This window comes from Ancylobacter tetraedralis (assembly GCF_014195655.1).
GTDB classification, from domain to species: domain Bacteria; phylum Pseudomonadota; class Alphaproteobacteria; order Rhizobiales; family Xanthobacteraceae; genus Ancylobacter; species Ancylobacter tetraedralis.
In genome coordinates this window covers 375,494-393,139 of the sequence record NZ_JACICD010000005.1, presented here as the reverse complement: position 1 = coordinate 393,139, position 17,646 = coordinate 375,494, and the positions used below count along the sequence as shown (strand labels likewise).

General features: G+C 68.2%; 13 protein-coding genes. 11 read left to right on the top strand and 2 right to left on the bottom strand.

The window, feature by feature from the left end; translation table 11 throughout:
- The first annotated feature begins 102 nt into the window (after positions 1-102).
- The 11 genes from murC (at position 103) to FHS55_RS15320 (ending at position 15,201) form a co-directional block, all read left to right on the top strand.
- Positions 103-1,512: a UDP-N-acetylmuramate--L-alanine ligase gene (murC, locus tag FHS55_RS15370; protein WP_183190637.1), complete on the top strand. Its 1,410-nt coding sequence runs from the start codon at positions 103-105 to the stop codon at positions 1,510-1,512.
- Entirely contained in the window at positions 1,509-2,429 is a 921-nt protein-coding gene (gene murB / locus FHS55_RS15365) for a UDP-N-acetylmuramate dehydrogenase (protein WP_183190636.1), read from the top strand. The genes murC and murB overlap by 4 nt, the downstream gene beginning before the upstream one ends.
- A gap of 45 nt (positions 2,430-2,474) precedes the next feature.
- Positions 2,475-3,395 (top strand): D-alanine--D-alanine ligase, encoded by a 921-nt coding sequence (locus FHS55_RS15360; RefSeq protein WP_183190635.1) that lies wholly within the window; start codon positions 2,475-2,477, stop codon positions 3,393-3,395.
- Positions 3,396-3,469: 74 nt separating this feature from the next.
- Positions 3,470-4,384 (top strand): cell division protein FtsQ/DivIB, encoded by a 915-nt coding sequence (locus FHS55_RS15355; RefSeq protein WP_183190634.1) that lies wholly within the window; start codon positions 3,470-3,472, stop codon positions 4,382-4,384.
- Complete coding sequence (ftsA, locus tag FHS55_RS15350) at positions 4,381-5,706, top strand: cell division protein FtsA (RefSeq protein ID WP_246340171.1); 1,326 nt, start codon at positions 4,381-4,383, stop codon at positions 5,704-5,706. Before FHS55_RS15355 ends, ftsA begins: the two co-directional genes overlap by 4 nt.
- A gap of 86 nt (positions 5,707-5,792) precedes the next feature.
- Positions 5,793-7,526, top strand: coding sequence for a cell division protein FtsZ (ftsZ, locus tag FHS55_RS15345; protein WP_183190633.1), 1,734 nt, complete (start codon positions 5,793-5,795; stop codon positions 7,524-7,526).
- Positions 7,527-7,839: 313 nt separating this feature from the next.
- Positions 7,840-8,778, top strand: a complete 939-nt coding sequence (gene lpxC, locus FHS55_RS15340; protein ID WP_183190632.1) for a UDP-3-O-acyl-N-acetylglucosamine deacetylase — start codon at positions 7,840-7,842, stop codon at positions 8,776-8,778.
- 278 nt (positions 8,779-9,056) lie between these two features.
- Positions 9,057-9,863 (top strand): outer membrane protein assembly factor BamD, encoded by an 807-nt coding sequence (locus FHS55_RS15335; RefSeq protein ID WP_183190631.1) that lies wholly within the window; start codon positions 9,057-9,059, stop codon positions 9,861-9,863.
- Positions 9,864-10,261: 398 nt separating this feature from the next.
- The gene (gene recN / locus FHS55_RS15330) at positions 10,262-11,944 is read left to right on the top strand and encodes a DNA repair protein RecN (RefSeq protein WP_183190630.1); all 1,683 of its coding nucleotides are present in this window, start codon (positions 10,262-10,264) and stop codon (positions 11,942-11,944) included.
- Between the two features lie 208 nt (positions 11,945-12,152).
- On the top strand, positions 12,153-14,588 hold the full coding sequence (gene ligA, locus FHS55_RS15325; RefSeq protein ID WP_425485823.1) for an NAD-dependent DNA ligase LigA: 2,436 nt from the start codon (positions 12,153-12,155) through the stop codon (positions 14,586-14,588).
- A 55-nt stretch (positions 14,589-14,643) separates the two neighbouring features.
- The gene (locus FHS55_RS15320; protein ID WP_183190628.1) at positions 14,644-15,201 is read left to right on the top strand and encodes an isochorismatase family protein; all 558 of its coding nucleotides are present in this window, start codon (positions 14,644-14,646) and stop codon (positions 15,199-15,201) included.
- Positions 15,202-15,453: 252 nt separating this feature from the next.
- Here FHS55_RS15320 and FHS55_RS15315 read toward each other — a convergent pair whose 3' ends face one another.
- Both FHS55_RS15315 and FHS55_RS15310 read right to left on the bottom strand, forming a co-directional pair.
- Complete coding sequence (locus FHS55_RS15315) at positions 15,454-15,606, bottom strand: DUF3309 domain-containing protein (RefSeq protein ID WP_183190627.1); 153 nt, start codon at positions 15,604-15,606, stop codon at positions 15,454-15,456.
- Between the two features lie 195 nt (positions 15,607-15,801).
- Entirely contained in the window at positions 15,802-17,640 is a 1,839-nt protein-coding gene (locus tag FHS55_RS15310; RefSeq protein ID WP_183190626.1) for an aminopeptidase P family protein, read from the bottom strand.
- Positions 17,641-17,646: the final 6 nt, after the last annotated feature.

Genomic DNA, 17,646 nt, shown 5'->3' with positions numbered 1-17,646 from the left:
TGCGAACAGGCGAGGGATGACGCGGTGCGTCGCCTCGACTATTCCTGCGTGTCCGGACGTTGCGCCTGCGCCCGGCTCGCGCGCAGGCCGAAGGAAGAACAGATGAAACTCCCGCTCTCACTCGGCCCCATCCATTTCGTCGGTATCGGCGGCATCGGCATGAGCGGCATTGCCGAGGTGCTGCATAATCTCGGCTACACGGTGCAGGGCTCCGATGTCGCCGAGAGCGCCAATGTGAAGCGCCTCGCGGAAAAGGGCATCAAGGTGCTCATCGGCCATGCGGGCGAGAATATCGACGGCGCCGAGGTGCTGGTCGTCTCCTCCGCCATCCGGCGCGACAATCCCGAGTTGGTGGCGGCCCGCGCCCGGCGCCTGCCGGTGGTGCGGCGCGCGGAGATGCTGGCCGAGCTGATGCGGCTCAAGAGCTGCGTCGCCATTGCCGGCACGCATGGCAAGACCACCACCACCTCGATGGTCGCCACGCTGCTGGATGCCGGCGGCTTCGACCCGACGGTGATCAATGGCGGCATCATCAACGCCTATGGCACCAATGCGCGCCTGGGCGGCGGCGACTGGATGGTGGTGGAGGCCGACGAGAGCGACGGCACCTTCCTCAAGCTGCCGGCCGAAGTGGCCATCGTCACCAATATCGACCCCGAGCATCTCGACCACTTCAAGACTTTCGAGGCGGTGCAGGCGGCTTTCCGCAGCTTCATCGACAACCTGCCCTTCTACGGCTTCGCGGTGATGTGTACCGACCATCCGGTCGTGCATGACCTGGTTGGCCATGTGGAGGACCGCCGGGTCATCACCTATGGCGAGAACCCGCAGGCCGATGCCCGCCTCGTCGATCTCGACCTGCGCGGGGGGCGCTCGCGCTTCTCCGTGCTGCTGCGCCAGCGCGACGGCTCGCAGGTGCACGAACTGCGCGACCTCGTGCTGCCCATGCCGGGCAAGCACAACGCGCTGAACGCCACCGCCGCCATCGCCGTGGCGCATGAACTGGGCGCCACCGACGAGCAGATCCGCGCCGCGCTGGCCGGGTTCGGCGGCGTTAAGCGGCGCTTCACCCGCACCGGCGAGGTGAATGGCGTGACCATCTTCGACGATTACGGCCACCACCCCGTGGAGATCGCCGCCGTGCTGCGGGCGGCCCGCGCCTCCACGGAGGGGCAGGTGATCGCCGTCGTGCAGCCGCACCGCTACACGCGGCTGCAATCGCTGTTCGACCAGTTCGCCACCTGTTTCAACGATGCCGACCACGTCATCGTGGCGGACGTCTACGCGGCGGGCGAGACGGCGATCCCCGGCATCGATCGCGATCATCTGGTGGAGGCGCTGCGCGCGCGCGGCCACCGCTCGGTGCAGCCGCTGCCCGGCCCGGACGCGCTGGCCGGCATCGTGAAGGGGCTGATGAAGCCGGGCGACTACGTCGTGTGCCTGGGCGCCGGCAACATCACCCAATGGGCCTATGCGCTGCCCGAGCAACTGGCGGCGGGGGCGGCGGCGTGAGCTTCCCCGACCTCGTGCCCGCGCTCGCCGCCCGTCTGCCGGAGTTGCGCGGGCGGCTTATCGCCAATGCCCCGCTGGCCGACCTCATCTGGTTCCGCGCGGGCGGGCCGGCGCAACTGCTGTTCACCCCGGCCGATGAAGCGGACCTCGCCGCCTTTCTGGCCGCCCTGCCGGCGGAGATTCCGGTGACGGTGATCGGGCTGGGCTCGAACCTCATCGTGCGCGATGGCGGGGTGCCGGGCGTGGTGATCCGGCTCGGGCGCGGCTTCGGCGACATCACGGTGGAGGACGGCCATCGCCTGCGCGTGGGCGCGGCCGTGCCGGACGTGAAGCTCGCCCGCGCGGCGGCGGATGCCGGCATGGCCGGGCTCGCCTTCTATCGCGGCATTCCCGGCGGCATCGGCGGCGCGCTGCGCATGAATGCGGGCGCCCATGGCGGAGAGACGCGCGACGCCCTGGTGGAAGCGCGCGCGATCGACCGCGCGGGCCGGATCCACGTTCTCGCCAATGCCGATTTCGGCTTCACCTACCGCCATTCCGGCGCGCCGGCGGACCTCATCTTCACCGGCGCGCTCTATCAGGGCCGGCCGGGGGATCCCGCCGCCATCCTCGCGGAGATGGAGGCCATCACGCGGGCGCGCGAGGCCTCCCAGCCGATTCGCGAGCGCACCGGGGGCTCGACCTTCAAGAACCCGCCCGGCCACAAGGCGTGGCAGCTGGTCGATGCCGCCGGCTGCCGGGGGCTGCGGCTCGGCGCGGCGCAGGTGTCGCAGATGCACTGCAATTTCCTCATCAACACCGGCGGGGCGCGCGCGGCCGATATCGAGGGGCTGGGCGAGGAGGTGCGCCGCCGGGTGAAGGACCAGTCCGGGGTCGATCTGGAGTGGGAGATCAAGCGAATCGGCGTCCCTGCCTGAGCAGGGCGCCCGGCCGAGGCGTCCGGTGGGCGCGGGGAGAAGATCATGTCGAAGCACGTCGCCGTCCTCATGGGCGGCTGGTCGGCCGAGCGCGAGGTGTCGTTGCGCTCGGGCGAGGCCTGCGCCAAGGCGGCCGAGAGCGTCGGCTATCGGGTGAGCCGCATCGATGTGGGCCACGACATCGCGGCGGTGCTGGCGGCGCTGGCGCCCGATGTGGCGCTCAACGCGCTGCACGGCCGGCCGGGCGAGGACGGCACCATCCAGGGCATTCTGGAGATCCTGCGCATTCCCTATACCCATTCGGGCGTGCTGGCCTCGGCGCTGGCCATGGACAAGGCGCAGGCCAAGATCATCCTGGCCGCGCACGGCATCCCCGTGCCCGAGGGACGCGTGGTGACGCGAGCGGAGGCGGCGCGCGCGCATGTCCTGCCGCGGCCCTATGTGCTCAAGCCGGTGTCGGAGGGCTCCTCGGTCGGCGTGTTCATCGTGCGCGAGGACCAGGAACACCCGCCGCAGGAACTGCACCGGCCCGACTGGCCGCACGGTGATTTGCTTCTCGCCGAGCGCTACATCCCCGGTTTGGAGCTCACCTGCGCCGTGATGGGCGGGAAAGCGCTCGACGTCATCGAAATTCAATCCGCCGTAAGGTTCTATGATTACGAGGCAAAATACGCCCCGGGCGGATCTGTTCACATTCTTCCGGCCCGAGTTTTACCGAAAATTTACCAAAAGGTACGGATGTTAGCAGTCAGGGCGCATGACGCGCTCGGCTGTCGGGGCATCAGCAGGTCGGACTTCCGCTATGACGATCGGACCGGGGACGAATCCGGCCTGTTCTGTCTGGAGGTCAACACGCAGCCCGGAATGACCGAGACGTCGCTTGTGCCCGAACTGGCTGCCCATGCGGGCCATTCGTTCGGTGAGCTTGTACGATGGATGGTGGAGGACGCTTCGCTCGACCGCTGACCCAGAGGCAGACGCCTCGGGGCACGCGCGCTGGCGTGGCAACGGCAACGACGGGTCGCGGTCAACCGGAGCGCATGAATGCGCGCCCGGCCCCGGCATCGACCCGCCATGAGGGACGCGTCCTCGACCGCGCCGTGATCGGGGCGCGCCGCTTCTTCGTCGGAATCTCCGCCTCGCGGGTCATCACCTGTGGCGCCGGCACCTGGCTGGTCGCGGCCTTCTTCGCCGCCACCGGCATCTATGGGCTGGAGCGCGGCGGGCACATGCCGGTCGCCATCGAGACGGTGCGCGACGCCGCTGATTCGGTCGCCAATTTCGCCGGCTTCCGGATCGCCAATGTGAACCTCTCCGGCCAGAATCACGTCACCCCGGGCGAGATCCTCGCGACCGCCGGCGTGAAGCCCAATTCCACCCTGGTTTTCCTCGACGCCGAAGCGGCGCGCGAGCGGCTTGAGCAGCTGGCGTGGATCAAGCGCGCCACGGTGCAGAAGCTCTACCCCGATCGCCTCGACATCCAGATTGTCGAACGCGAGGGCTACGCCCTCTGGCAGAAGGACGGAAAAATCAACGTCATCGCCCGCGATGGGACCATCATCGCCCCGTATTCCGACGACGCGCGCTACATCCGCCTGCCCATCGTCGTCGGCGAAGGCGCGCAGAAGCATGTCGGCGACATCGTCGAAGCGCTCAGCCTGGTGCCGGGCGTGCGCGATCAGGTTCGCGCCGCGATTCGCGTCGCCGACCGGCGCTGGACGCTGAAGATGCGCAACGGCATCGACGTTCGGCTTCCCGAGCGCGACATCGGCGACGCGCTGCAGGAGCTGGCCGTGCTCGACCGCGACAAGCAACTGCTGACGCGCGACATCACCATCATCGACCTGCGCCTGCCCGACCGGGTGTCGGTGCGCCTGTCGGATGCCGCCTATGAGGCGCGTCAGGTCGAGCTGAAGGCCAAGGCCAAGACGGCCAAGAAGGAGGGCAACACATGAGCGCCCGCATTCCCTTCGAGGTCGCGCCGAAGATGCGCCCCCTCGCCCCGCGCCGCAGCGGCGTGGTGGGCGTGCTGGAAGTGGGCACCTCCAAGATTGTCTGCATGATCGCCCGGCTGAAGCCGCGCGACGCGTCGAACAGCCTGCGCCGCCGCACCCATTCGGTCGACGTGCTCGGCATCGGCCACACCAGCGCCCACGGCATCAAGGGCGGCACGGTGATCGACATGGATCGCGCCGAGCATGCCATTCGCCGGGCGGTGGATGCCGCCGAGCGCATGGCCGGCGCGCAGATCGCCTCGGTCGTGGTTTCCATGGCGGGCGGGCGGCTCGGCTCCGAGCATTTCGTGGCCGAGGTCGACCTGCCCGAGCCGGCGGTGGCGGAGGGCGACATCCGCCGCGTGCTCGACGCCGCCTCGACCTTCGCCGTCGCCGAAGGGCGCACCATTCTCCACGCCCTGCCGGTCGGCTATGCGCTCGACGGAGCGGCGGGTATCGGCGAGCCGCGCGGCATGCTGGGGCGCCGGCTCGGCGTCGACCTGCATGTCGTCACCGCCGAGGCGGCGGCGGTGCGCAACCTGCTGCTGTGCATCGAGCGTTGCCATCTCGGCGTCGAGGCCATGGTGGCCGCGCCCTATGCCGCAGCGCTGGCGACGCTGGCCGATGACGAGGCCGAGCTTGGCGTGACGCTGATCGATTTCGGCGCCGGCACGACGACCGTCGCCGTGGTGGTGCATGGCCATTGCGTGCATGTCGACAGCATCGCGATCGGCGGCCAGCACGTGACCAATGACGTCGCCCGCGGCCTGTCGACCCGCCTTGCCGATGCCGAGCGGCTGAAGAGCCTGCACGGGCGGGTGATGTCGGTGGGCGCCGACGAGCGCGAGATGCTGACGGTGCCGCCGATCGCCGACGATCATCACGATCTGCCGCGCGCCATTCCGAAATCGCACCTGCTCAAGATCATCCGCCCGCGGGTGGAGGAGATCGTCGAGCTGGTACGCGACCGTCTCGTTGCCTCGGGCCATACCGGCGGGGCCTCGCGGCGCATCGTGCTGACCGGCGGGGCAGCGCAGCTGACCGGCCATTCCGAGCTGGTCGGCCAGGTTCTGGGGGGGCAGGTGCGCATCGGTCGTCCCCTCGGTATTTCAAGGCTGCCGGAGGCGGCGCGAGGAGCGCCGTTCGCCGTCGCCACGGGACTGCTGGTCTATCCGCAGGTCGCGGGCCTGGAACATTTCGAGGCACGCCGCCGCCGCATCTCCCACGCGGGAGCCGGCGGATACTTCACGCGCGTCGGACATTGGCTGAGGGAGGCCTTCTGACGTGACCGAACAAATTAACGCCGGTAGAACCGGCATCTTTGAGAATCACCGCGATTCGAGCCCTCCGGCGTTTGGGGACACCAGCCATGACGATTAACCTCCAGGTACCTGATATCCGTGAACTGCGTCCCCGGATCACCGTCTTCGGCGTCGGTGGGGCGGGCGGCAATGCCGTCAACAACATGATCACCGCCGGCCTGACGGGCGTCGACTTCGTCGTCGCCAACACGGATGCGCAGGCGCTGACCCTCTCCAAGGCCGAGCGCATCGTGCAGATGGGCGTGGCCGTGACCGAGGGGCTTGGCGCGGGCTCGCAGCCGGAAGTCGGCCGCGCAGCCGCCGAGGAGGCGCTCGACGAGATTCGCGATCACCTCGCCGGCGCGCACATGGCGTTCATCACCGCCGGCATGGGCGGCGGCACCGGCACCGGCGCCGCGCCGGTCATCGCCCGCGCCGCGCGCGAGCTCGGCATCCTCACCGTCGGCGTCGTGACCAAGCCCTTCCATTTCGAGGGCCAGCGTCGCATGCGCATCGGCGAGATGGGCATCAACGAGCTGCAGAAGAGCGTCGACACGCTCATCATCATCCCGAACCAGAACCTGTTCCGGGTGGCGAACGAGCGCACCACCTTCGCCGACGCCTTCGCCATGGCGGACCAGGTGCTCTATTCCGGCGTGGCCTGCATCACCGACCTGATGGTGAAGGAAGGCCTCATCAACCTCGACTTCGCCGACGTCCGCGCCGTGATGCGCGAGATGGGCAAGGCGATGATGGGCACCGGCGAGGCGTCCGGCGACAAGCGCGCGCTGCACGCGGCCGAGGCGGCGATCGCCAACCCGCTGCTGGATGAGGTGTCGATGCGCGGCGCCCGCGGCCTGCTGATCTCGATCACCGGCGGCAAGGACCTGACCCTGTTCGAGGTGGACGAGGCGGCGACCCGCATCCGCGAGGAAGTCGATCCGGATGCCAACATCATCCTCGGCGCCACGTTCGACGACACGCTGGAAGGCATCATCCGCGTCTCGGTGGTCGCCACCGGCATCGACCCGGCGGTGGTTCCCGAGCAGATCCCGCACAGCCTGTCGGGTCTCGCCGACATTGGCGGGCGCCGTGTTTCCAATGCCGGCCGTGCCGCCGTGGAAGCGCGCCGCGACGCCGCGCTGCGTTCGGTCGCCTCTGCGCTCACCGACGATGCGCCGAGCTACAGCGCCGAGCAGGCCGCCTATGACCAGAGCTACGCCGCCCAGGCGCCGGCCGAGCACAGCTATGCCAGCGAGCAGGCCTATGCCCGCCAGCAGGCCCCGGCCGCCATTGACGACGTGACCATTCGCGCGATGCCGCCGAAGCAGGCGCACTATGCCGAGCCGGAGCCCGCTCCGGTGCACGAATCGCACTACGAGGACGACGCGCACGAGCCGTTCATCCCGCCGCAGGCCGAACGGGCCGCCCCGCGCATGCCGCGCGTGGAGGAGCTTCCCATGCCGGCGCAGAACCAGATCCGCGCCGCGCGCGGCGAGCCGACCGAGCACCATCATGCCGAGAAGAAGCGCATGACGCTGCTGCAGCGCCTCGCCAATGTCGGCCTCGGCCGGCACCAGGACGAGGACGAGGCGGTCGATCCGCCGGCGGAGGCGCGCCCCGTGGTGCGTCGCTCCGCCCAGCCGGAAGCGCGCCCGCTCGCCGAGCGTCGCGCGGAGGCATCCGAGTTCGCCAAGCGTCCGGCGGCGCGTCCGATGGACCCCCATGGGCGCCCCGCCGCGGCCCGTCCGTCCGAGGATGACCACCTCGATATTCCCGCCTTCCTGCGCCGTCAGGGCTGAGCGGAACCGGGGGCGGAGGCGGCGTGCCGCCTCTGTTACAGAACCGATGCTGCAGTGCACCGCCCGGGTCGTGAGACCCGGGCGTAGTTCATTGAAAATAAAGGATTATCTGATCTGCTGTGACTGCGATGCCACGGTAACAGATGGTAATCACGCGTGATTTGGTTCCGACCCCGCGCGTCGATATGTTGCCAGGCAACGAAAGGCCGTCGGCAGAGATTCGTCCCTGCTACCAGTAACGGGCGGCCATGTGTCTTGGTTTCGGGAATGGGGAGAGCGGATGGCGTATCTTGGTCCGCTCGCTGGGTCTGGGATGAATGCTGTAAGGCAGACGACCATCGGCGACGTAGTGACGCTTCAGGGCGTCGGCGTCCATTCCGGCAAGCAGGCGCGGTTGAGCATTGCTCCCGCCCAGGCTGACAGCGGCATCGTCTTCCATCGTTCCGACTCCGCCCAGTCCGTTCGCGTCAGCCGCCGCGCCGTGCGCGGCAGCGACCTCGCCACCGTGCTGCGCGATGATGCCGGCCCGGCGGTTTCCACCGTCGAGCATCTTCTGGCCTGCTTCGCCGGCCTTGGAATCGACAATGCCCATGTCGAGATCGACGGGCCGGAAGTTCCGATCCTTGACGGCAGTGCCGACCTTTTTGTGGCGGCGGTCGACGAGGCGGGAATTGTCGAGACGGCCGCTCCCCGTCGTTACCTGCGCGTGCTCAAGACCGTCCGTATCGAGACCGAGCACGGTTTCGGCGAGCTGTCGCCTTACGATGCCGGCTTCCGGCTTGAGGTCGAGATCGATTTCGCCCATGCCGCGATCGGCCGTCAGCGCTATGCCGCGACGCTCTCGCCGGATGTCTTCCGCAAGGAACTGGCCCCGGCCCGCACCTTCGGCTTCGTGGCCGATGTGGAGCGCCTCTGGCAGGCAGGCTATGCGCTCGGCGCCTCGCTCGACAACACGATCTGCCTTGGCGACGATGGCATCGTGAACACGACCGGCCTTCGCTTTGCCGACGAATTCGTGCGCCACAAGGCGCTGGACGCGGTGGGCGACCTCGCGATCGGCGGCCTGCCCATGATGGCGCGCTATCGTTCCTACAAGGGCGGCCACAAGCTCAATTTCGCCGTGGTCGATGCCCTTCTTTCCGATCGTTCGGCCTTCGAGTTCGTCGAAGCCAAGGTGCCGGCGCGCCGCAGCGTGCGCAGCAATGCCGGCATCGTCACGGTGGCGGTTCCGGCCTACGCGCCGGAATTCTGAACGCGAGCCGTCCCTTTGGGCGGCGCGGGCACGCCGGGCCTGTTTTCACAGCGCAGATCGTCCCTCAACCGTCCCCTCGCCATAATCCGGTCGGAAAGCCGCTTTAGCGCAGCAGGGGCGGCCTTGGGCCGGTGAGCGACCAGATCGGGATCGAGTACGTGACGCGTCTTCTCAATCAAGTCCGTTCCGGCCGGCACGTTCGTTCCGGCAGGCTCGTCGAGGCTCCGCTTCGTCGATCGCGCGCAACGGCGTCGACCTCCCTTCCCCTGCGCCTCGCCATGCTGGTGATGCTTGGCGCCTCGCTGGGCGGCTGCGCCAATCTCTTCGACACCGACAAGGAAGAGAAGATCTACCCGGACGTTCCGGCGGAGCAGCGCTACAATGAGGGGCTGACCCTCATGCAGAAGGAAGACTATGCCGAGGCGATCAAGCGCTTCGAGGATGTCGACCGGCAGCACCCCTATTCGGACTGGGCGCGCAAGTCGATGCTCATGATCGCCTATATCAATTACAACCAGGGTCGTTACGAAGAGAGCATCGGTGCCGCCAAGCGCTACCTCACCCTGCATCCCGGCTCGGCGGACGCCGCCTATGCGCAATATCTGATCGCCTCCTCCTATTTCGACCAGATCCCCGACATCTCGCGCGACCAGCAGCGCACGCAGCGCGCCATGGATGCGCTGGAAGAGGTGGTGCGCAAATATCCCGATACGGAATATGCCGTCAGCGCCAAGAGGAAGCTCGAGGTCGCCCGCGACCAGCTGGCCGGCAAGGAAATGATGATCGGGCGATATTATCTCGAGCAGCGCAATTATGCCGGCGCGATCAACCGCTTCAAGGTGGTGGTGACTCGCTACCAGACGACGCGCCATGTGGAAGAGGCGCTCTATCGGCTCACCGAGGCCTATATGGCACTGGGCATCATGAGCGAGGCGCAGACCTCGGCCGCCGTGCTCGGCTACAATTTCCCCGACAGTTCCTGGTACAAGGACGCGTTCAAGCTGGTCGAGTCGCGCGGCGTGAGCCCCAAGCTCAACGAGCAGTCCTGGATCGCAAAGGCGTTCAAGGGCCTGGGACTCGGCTGAAGGGCGGGCCCCGGCGGCTCGCCGATTTAGGCGAACAGAATAAGAACATGGGTGCGCATCGCGTCCCGGCCTGCTAGACTGTGGTTGTCCCTGCGGGGTTTGTCACGCAAGGCTTGTCACGCGACGCTGGCCGCATCCGGCGGGGCAGGAATTGCCATCGCTGTTCGTCTGGAGCATTTTCGAGCGAGGCTGAAGCCGGCTCGCATGAAGGAAATGGCTGAAGCCACGTCACGGGAGCCTGTTCGGTGAACCGGATATCCCTGAAGGGGTTCTAGAGGGTAAAGGGACGGCCCGAGCGGAATCGCCCGGCGATTCGCGCGGGCCGAATCACCCTTCGCACTCGTCTTGTTTCTCGCCCTGTCTCGCGTCCTGCGCGGATACGTTCTGGAGCGTCACGCATGCTGGCCGCCCTGTCGATCAGGGATATCGTCCTCATCGAGCGGCTCGATCTTTCCTTCCTGCCCGGCCTCACCGTGCTGACCGGCGAGACCGGTGCCGGCAAGTCGATCCTGCTCGATGCCTTCACCCTCGCGCTCGGCGGGCGCGGCGACGGTTCGCTGGTGCGCCAGGGCATGGCGCAGGGGCAGGTGACGGCCGAATTCGACCTGCCGCCGGATCATGGCGTGCGTGCGCTGCTGGCCGAGGCCGGCATCGATGATGATGGCGCGCTGGTGCTGCGCCGCGTGCAGCATGCGGATGGGCGCACGCGCGCCTTCGTCAATGACCAGTCGGTGAGCGCGCAGATGCTGCGCACGCTGGGCCGGCGCCTCGTCGAGATCCACGGGCAGCATGACGACCGCGCGCTGGTCGATCCCGCCTCGCATCGCGCGCTGCTGGACGCCTATGGCGGGCTCGCTGGCCTTGCCGAGGAGGTGGGCGTGCTGTGGCGTCGCTGGCGCGCGACGCGCTCCGAGGCGCTCGCGGAAAAGGCGCGGCTCGATGAGGCGGCAAAGGAAGCGGACTTCATCCGTCACGCGGTGGACGAATTGACCAAGCTCGGCGCCGAGCCGGGCGAGGAGGCGCGGCTTGCGACCCGCCGCGCCGAGATGATGCGCTTCGAGAAGATCGCCACCGATCTCGCGGATGCGCAGGATGCCGTGGGCGGCAATCATTCACCGGTCCCCGGCCTTGCCGCCGCCGTTCGCCGGCTGGAGCGCCGGGCGGGCGAGGTGGAGGCGCTGGTGCGCCCGGCGGTGGAGGCGATCGACGCGGCGCTGAACGCGCTGGAACTGGCGCGGGGCTATCTCGACGAGGCCCTGCGCGCGGCGGATTTTGACCCGCGCGAATTGGAGCGCATCGAGGAGCGGCTGTTCGGCCTGCGCGCCGCCGGCCGCAAATATGCCTGCACGGTCGACAACCTGCCGGCGGTGGCGGCGCGTTTCGCCGGCAAGCTCGAGGCGCTCGACCATGGCGCGGAAACACTGCGGGTGCTGGAAGCGCAGGCGGTGGAGGCCGAGGCGGCCTATCGCCGTGCGGCCCGCGACCTTTCCGAGCGGCGCCACGCGGCAGCTGCCGCGCTCGACGCGGCGGTGAATGAGGAACTGCCGCCGCTGAAGCTGGAGCGCGCCCGCTTCATCACCGATGTGCAGTCCGACGAGGCGGAGACACAGGCCGACGGGTTCGACCGCATTGAATTCTGGGTGCGCACCAATCCCGGCACCCGCGCCGGCCCGATGATGAAGGTGGCGTCCGGCGGCGAACTCGCGCGCTTCCTGCTGGCGCTGAAAGTGGTGCTGGCGGACAAGGGCTCGGCGCCAACCCTGGTATTCGACGAAATCGACACCGGCGTCGGCGGCGCGGTGGCGGATGCGATCGGCGCGCGCCTCGCCCGGCTGGGCCGGCGGGTGCAGGTGGTGGCGGTGACGCACGCTCCGCAGGTGGCGGCGCGTGCGGGCAATCATTTCCGCATCGCCAAGGAGATGGTGGCCGAGCATGACCGGGTGGCGACGCGCGTCGCCCCTCTCGCCGCGGCGCACCGCCGCGAGGAGATCGCCCGCATGCTGTCCGGCGCGGAGATCACCGCCGAGGCGCGAGCTGCCGCCGACCGGTTGCTAAAAGGTGCGGCGGGCAGCGAGATATAGATCCATGGCGGATTATCACGATAAAATCAATCTCATCGCAGACGATCTATTATTGATAGATCCTCATGCCCATAAAAGTGATGCTGTATCTGCGTTGTCGAAACTGGCTGAGCGCACGATAAATCATCTATACGAGTATATTCATTATCCTATTATAAATCTTAATATAGAAGAAAAAAGAAACGCGCTGAAAAATGTATCAAAGGGCATAATTTCTCATGCTGCTCCACTCATTAGAAAAACAAATGCCTTAGTGCGACAGGCGGACAGATTTTATTACGAAGAAGATAGGCCGATTTTTACGGATGCCGAATATGATTTTCTGAGGCGAATTCTTAACGAGCTGGTGCGCCGCAGGCATGAATTGCTGGCATTAGCACCGCAGCTTTATAAGACGGGCTCGGAAAGTTCAGATAAATTCGCCAAGGTCCGCCACAAGGTGCCGATGCTCTCGCTCGGCAATGCCTTTGCCGACGAAGAGGTGGATGAGTTCGTCGCCCGCGTTCGCCGCTTTCTCGGGCTCACCGCGGACGCCAATCTCGTCTTCACCGCCGAGCCGAAGATTGATGGCCTGTCCTGCTCGCTGCGCTATGAGCGCGGGCAGCTGGTGCAGGCGGCGACGCGCGGCGATGGCTTCGAGGGCGAGGACGTTACCGCCAATGTGCGCACGATCGCCGAGATACCGAGCCGGCTAAATGGCGAGGATGTCCCCGACATTTTCGAGGTGCGCGGCGAGGTCTATATGGGCCATGGCGATTTCGCCGCGCTCAATGAACGCCAGCGCGAGGCCGGCCGGCCGCTCTTCGCCAATCCGCGCAACGCGGCGGCCGGCAGCCTGCGCCAGCTCGATTCACGCATCACCGCCAGCCGGCCGCTGCGCTTCTTCGCCTATGCCTGGGGCGCGGTGAGCGAGGATGGCAGGGAGGGCGCGGGACTGCCGGCGGATACGCAGTTCGGCGTGATCGAGGCCTTCGCGCGCTGGGGCCTGCCGACCAACCCGCTCACCGTGCTGTGCGATTCCCCCGCGCAGATGCTGGCGCATTACCACCGCATCGGCGACGGCCGCGCGGGGCTCGGCTACGATATTGACGGCGTGGTCTACAAGGTGAACAGCCTCGCTTTGCAGGGAGAGCTCGGCTTCATTGCCCGCTCCCCGCGCTGGGCCATCGCGCACAAGTTTCCGGCCGAGCGCGCCATCACCCAGCTGGAGCGCATCGAGATCCAGGTCGGGCGCACCGGCGCGCTGACCCCGGTCGCCAAGCTCACCCCGATCACGGTGGGCGGCGTGGTGGTCTCCAATGCGTCGCTGCACAATGAGGATTATATCCGTGGTATCGGCGGCGATGGCGCGGCGATCCGCGGAGCGGCGGGCGATACGCCCATCGACATTCGCGAGGGCGACTGGGTGACCATCCAGCGCGCCGGCGACGTCATCCCGCAGGTGGTGGATGTGGTGCTGGAGCGTCGCCCGCGCGATGCCGTGCCCTATGTCTTCCCCACCGTCTGCCCCGCCTGCGGCTCGCATGCGGTGCGCGAGGAGGGGGAATCGGTGCGCCGCTGCACCGGCGGGCTGATCTGCCCGGCGCAGGCCGTTGAGCGCATTCGCCATTTCGTGGCGCGCGATGCCTTCGACATCGAGGGGCTGGGCGACGAGAACGTGCAGACGCTGTTCGAGGCGGGCCTGCTGCGCACGCCGGCCGATATCTTCCGCCTGCACCGGCGCGGCGAGGAGGTGCGCAAGGCCTTCCTCGCCCAGCGGGAGGAACGCGCCCGCCAGCGCGAGCTGGAGACCGGGCAGGCGCGCAAGAAGGTGCTGACGGAGGAGGAGCGCCAGTTCCTCGGCGTCGACAAGCTGTTCGCCTCCATCGACCTGCGGCGCGAGGTGACGCTGGCCCGCTTCATCTATGCGCTCGGCATCCGCCATGTCGGCGAGGTCACGGCCAAGGCGCTCGCCCGCACCTATCGCACGATCGAGGCGGTGCGCGCGGCGCTGGAGGCGGCTTCGCCAGGGCGGCCGGGCGAGGCGTGGACGCGGCTGCTCTCGGTGCCCTCGGTCGGCCAGGTAAGGGCGGAGGCTCTCGCGCGCGCCACGGACGAGATCGATCCGGCGGCGGAACCGGCGGCGGCCCTGCGCGACCTGTTCGCTCGCGCCAAGCTCGATGCACGCCAGCGCGTGGCGGTGCGCGCGGCCTATGGCGCGGAAGGGGAGGCGCTTGCCGCGCTCGACGCCGCCCGCCGGCAGATGCCCGGCGAGGCGTTTCTCGCGCTTGCCGGGGTGCCCGATGTCGGGGAGGTGGCGGCGACATCGCTGTGCGAATTCTATGTCGAGGCGCATAATCGCGCGCTGCTCGACGAACTTCTCGCCGAGGTGACGGTGACGCCTGCCGATCAGCCGGCCGTCGCCTCGGGCGGGGCGGTGGCCGGCAAGACGGTGGTGTTCACCGGGGCGCTGGAGAAAATGACCCGGGACGGGGCCAAGGCGATGGCCGAGCGCCTCGGTGCCAAGGTCGCCGGCTCGGTCTCGAAGAAGACCGACTATGTCGTGGCCGGGGCCGACGCCGGCTCCAAGCTCGCCAAGGCGCGCGACCTCGGCGTTGCGGTGCTGACCGAAGACGAGTGGCTGGCGCTGGCGGGAGAGGCCTGAAGGTGCCCGCCATGCCCATCCATCGATGCGATCCCCCCATACCCCGGAGCTGACCGTGGCCAAGACCGCTCTTCTCCTCATCGACATTCAGAACGATTATTTCCCCGAGGGCAAATTTCCGCTCGCCGGCATCGAGGCGGCGGCCGTTCAGGCGGCGCGTCTGCTCGCCATCGCCCGCGACAAGGGACTTGCCGTCGTGCATGTGCGCCACGAGGCGCCGGAGGCGGACGCCGGCTTCTTCGGCAACGGGACGGAGGGCGCGCGGATCCATCCGCTGGTGGCGCCCCGCGAGGGCGAACCGGTCATCGTGAAGCAGAAGGTCAATTCCTTCCTCAACACCGATCTGGATGACGTGCTGAAGCGCGAGGGCGTGAGCGACCTGGTGATTGTCGGGGCGATGAGCCACATGTGCGTCGATGCGGCGACCCGCGCCGCGCTCGATCTGGGCTATGGCGCGACCGTGGTGCAGGACGCGACGGCGACGCGCGACCTGTCCTTCGCCGGCGCGGATGTTCCGGCGGCGCAGGTGCAGACCGCCATGCTGGCGGCGCTGGCCTTTGCCGGCGCCGACATTGTCCCGGCCACGCAGGTGGCGTCGGACTGGTCCGCCTGACGCATCGCGATTCGCCGGAAAGCGGTCATACTTCCGGCAGGACGCGAGGGGCGTCGCGGCGCTCGGGGGTGGCTGAGAAAAGGGAAAGGCCCTTTCGCGATCCATGTCCGCGAAAGGGCCTTTATTTGTTAATCCCGCGGATATCGAAACCGGGCGATCGTCGGATCGCCGCGCGGATCGCCGGAGAGCGGCGGCCACGCCAGACGCCACACCGCGCCGTTCATGCCGGGTGGAGCGAGCGTGTGGTCGCGGTCAGATGCGACCCGTCAGCATCATGACGATCAGCACGACCAGAAGAATGGTGACGATACCGCTCGGGCCATAGCCCCAGCTGCGGCTGTAGCCCCAGTTCGGCAGGGCGCCAACAAGTATCAGAATGAGAATGATAAGTAGAATTGTCATCATGACCGCGTCTCCAACTGCTCATCGAGCCTGATCGAGGCAGTAACGCGGCACGCGCGGAAAAGGTTCCATGGAACCATCGGCTCGCGTCATTGCGTCGGCCGATCGTCGCCGGTCATCCAGCCCGTGACACTCCCGCGCGGGAGCGGTCCGCTCCCGTGCGGGATGAGGTCGGCGCGAGGCAATGCCCGCTGGGGCTCAGAGCGGGGCGGTGGCGGCGGTCAGCCAGGCGCGGGTCGCCTCGTCCACGCGCGGGGCGATCTTGGCGAAGACGTCGGCATGGTAGGCGTCCAGCCAGTCACGTTCCTCGCCGGTCAGCAAGGCGAGGTCGATGGCCCGGCGGTCGAACGGGGCGAAGGTGAGCGTCTCGAAGGCCAGCAGCGGCTTCTCCGCGCCGTCGGGCTCGGGGCCCTCGACGACGACCTCCAGATTTTCCAGCCGGACGCCGAACGAGCCCGGCTTGTAGAAGCCGGGCTCGTTCGAGAGCACCATGCCGCGCACCAGCGGCACGGTGCCGACCTTGGAGATGCGCGCGGGGCCCTCGTGGACCGAGAGATAGGCGCCGACGCCATGGCCGGTGCCGTGATCGAAATCGAGCCCAGCCTGCCACAGGAACTGCCGCGCGAAGGGATCGAGCTGCGCGCCCGAGGTGCCGGCCGGGAAGATGGCGCGGGCAATGGCCATGTGGCCCTTCAGCACCCGGGTGAACCGGTCGCGCATTTCCGCGCTCGGCGTGCCGACGGCAATGGTGCGCGTCACATCGGTGGTGCCGTCGACATATTGCGCGCCGGAATCGATGAGGAACAGCTCATTGAGCCCGATGCGCCGGTTGGTCGCCGTGCTGACGCGGTAATGCGGCAAGGCGGCATTCGGTCCGGCGCCGGCGATGGTGGGGAAGGCAACGTCCTTCAGCGCACCGGTGTCGCGGCGGAAGGTCTCCAGCGCGCAGACGGCATCGATCTCGGTAAGCTGGCCCTTGGGTACCTCGGCGTCGAACCAGGCGAGGAAGCGTGCGAGCACGGCGCCGTCGCGCAGATGCGCCGCGCGCATGCCGGCGAGTTCCGCCGCGTTCTTGGCCGCCTGCATCAACGCGATGGGGCTCTGCCCGCTGGAAACCTTGCCGCCGGCGGCCTCGATGCGCGCGGCGAGCAAGGACGGTGCTGTCGCCTGATCAAGGCGGATGGCCGTGCCGCCGGCGGCGAGACGCTCGACCGCCCGCTCCAGCAGCATCGGTTCGAGAATTTCGGCATGGCGGGCCAGCGCGTCGCGCGTGGCATTGGAGAGCTTGCGCCCGTCGACGAACAGCATCGGCCGTTCGTCTCGGCGCAGGATCGCCCAGGACAGCGGCAGCGGGGTGAAGCGGACGTCGCCGCCGCGGATGTTGAAGGTCCAGGCCACGGCGTGCGGATCGGAGAGCACCAGCGCGTCGAGCTTCTGCTCGGCCAGCGCGGCGCTGACGCGGGCGAGTTTCTCGTCCACGCCCTCGCCGGCCAGCGCGGGGTCGCGCAGCGTGACGGGCGCCACCGGCACCGCGGGGCGATCGCTCCAGATGGCGTCGACCGGGTTGCCGTCCACCGCCACCAGCGCCCCGTCCACCGTGGCGACCGCACGGCGCAGCTTTTCCAGCCCGTCGACGGTGATCAGCCAGGGGTCGTAGCCGAAATGCGAGCCGGCCGGCAGGTTCTGCTCCAGCCAGCGTTCCGGCGTGGTCCGCGCGAGCGGCACGACGTTGAAGGATGCCGTGTCGACCTGATCGGCGGCCTGCAGCGTGTAGCGCCCGTCCACCACGATGGCGGCCTTCTCGCGCAGCACGAGCGCGACGCCAGCCGAGCCGGTGAAGCCGGTCAGCCAGGCCAGCCGCTCGTCGCAGGGCGGCACATATTCATTCTGGTGCGCGTCCGCGCGGGGAATGATGAACCCGTCCAGCCCGCGCCGCTCCATTTCGGCGCGCAGGCGGGCCAGGCGCTCGGTACCGAGGCCGGGAGCGGCGGAATCGGCAAAGGACTGGAACTTCGCTTCGAACGTGGTCTCGGACATGTCGGC

Coding starts and splice junctions, on each gene's coding strand:
- murC (WP_183190637.1), top strand. CDS start 103: ATGAAACTCCCGCTCTCACTCGGCCCCATCCATTTCGTCGGTATCGGC.
- FHS55_RS15360 (WP_183190635.1), top strand. CDS start 2,475: ATGTCGAAGCACGTCGCCGTCCTCATGGGCGGCTGGTCGGCCGAGCGC.
- FHS55_RS15355 (WP_183190634.1), top strand. CDS start 3,470: ATGAATGCGCGCCCGGCCCCGGCATCGACCCGCCATGAGGGACGCGTC.
- ftsA (WP_246340171.1), top strand. CDS start 4,381: ATGAGCGCCCGCATTCCCTTCGAGGTCGCGCCGAAGATGCGCCCCCTC.
- ftsZ (WP_183190633.1), top strand. CDS start 5,793: ATGACGATTAACCTCCAGGTACCTGATATCCGTGAACTGCGTCCCCGG.
- lpxC (WP_183190632.1), top strand. CDS start 7,840: ATGAATGCTGTAAGGCAGACGACCATCGGCGACGTAGTGACGCTTCAG.
- FHS55_RS15335 (WP_183190631.1), top strand. CDS start 9,057: ATGCTGGTGATGCTTGGCGCCTCGCTGGGCGGCTGCGCCAATCTCTTC.
- recN (WP_183190630.1), top strand. CDS start 10,262: ATGCTGGCCGCCCTGTCGATCAGGGATATCGTCCTCATCGAGCGGCTC.
- FHS55_RS15315 (WP_183190627.1), bottom strand. CDS start 15,606: ATGATGACAATTCTACTTATCATTCTCATTCTGATACTTGTTGGCGCC.
- FHS55_RS15310 (WP_183190626.1), bottom strand. CDS start 17,640: ATGTCCGAGACCACGTTCGAAGCGAAGTTCCAGTCCTTTGCCGATTCC.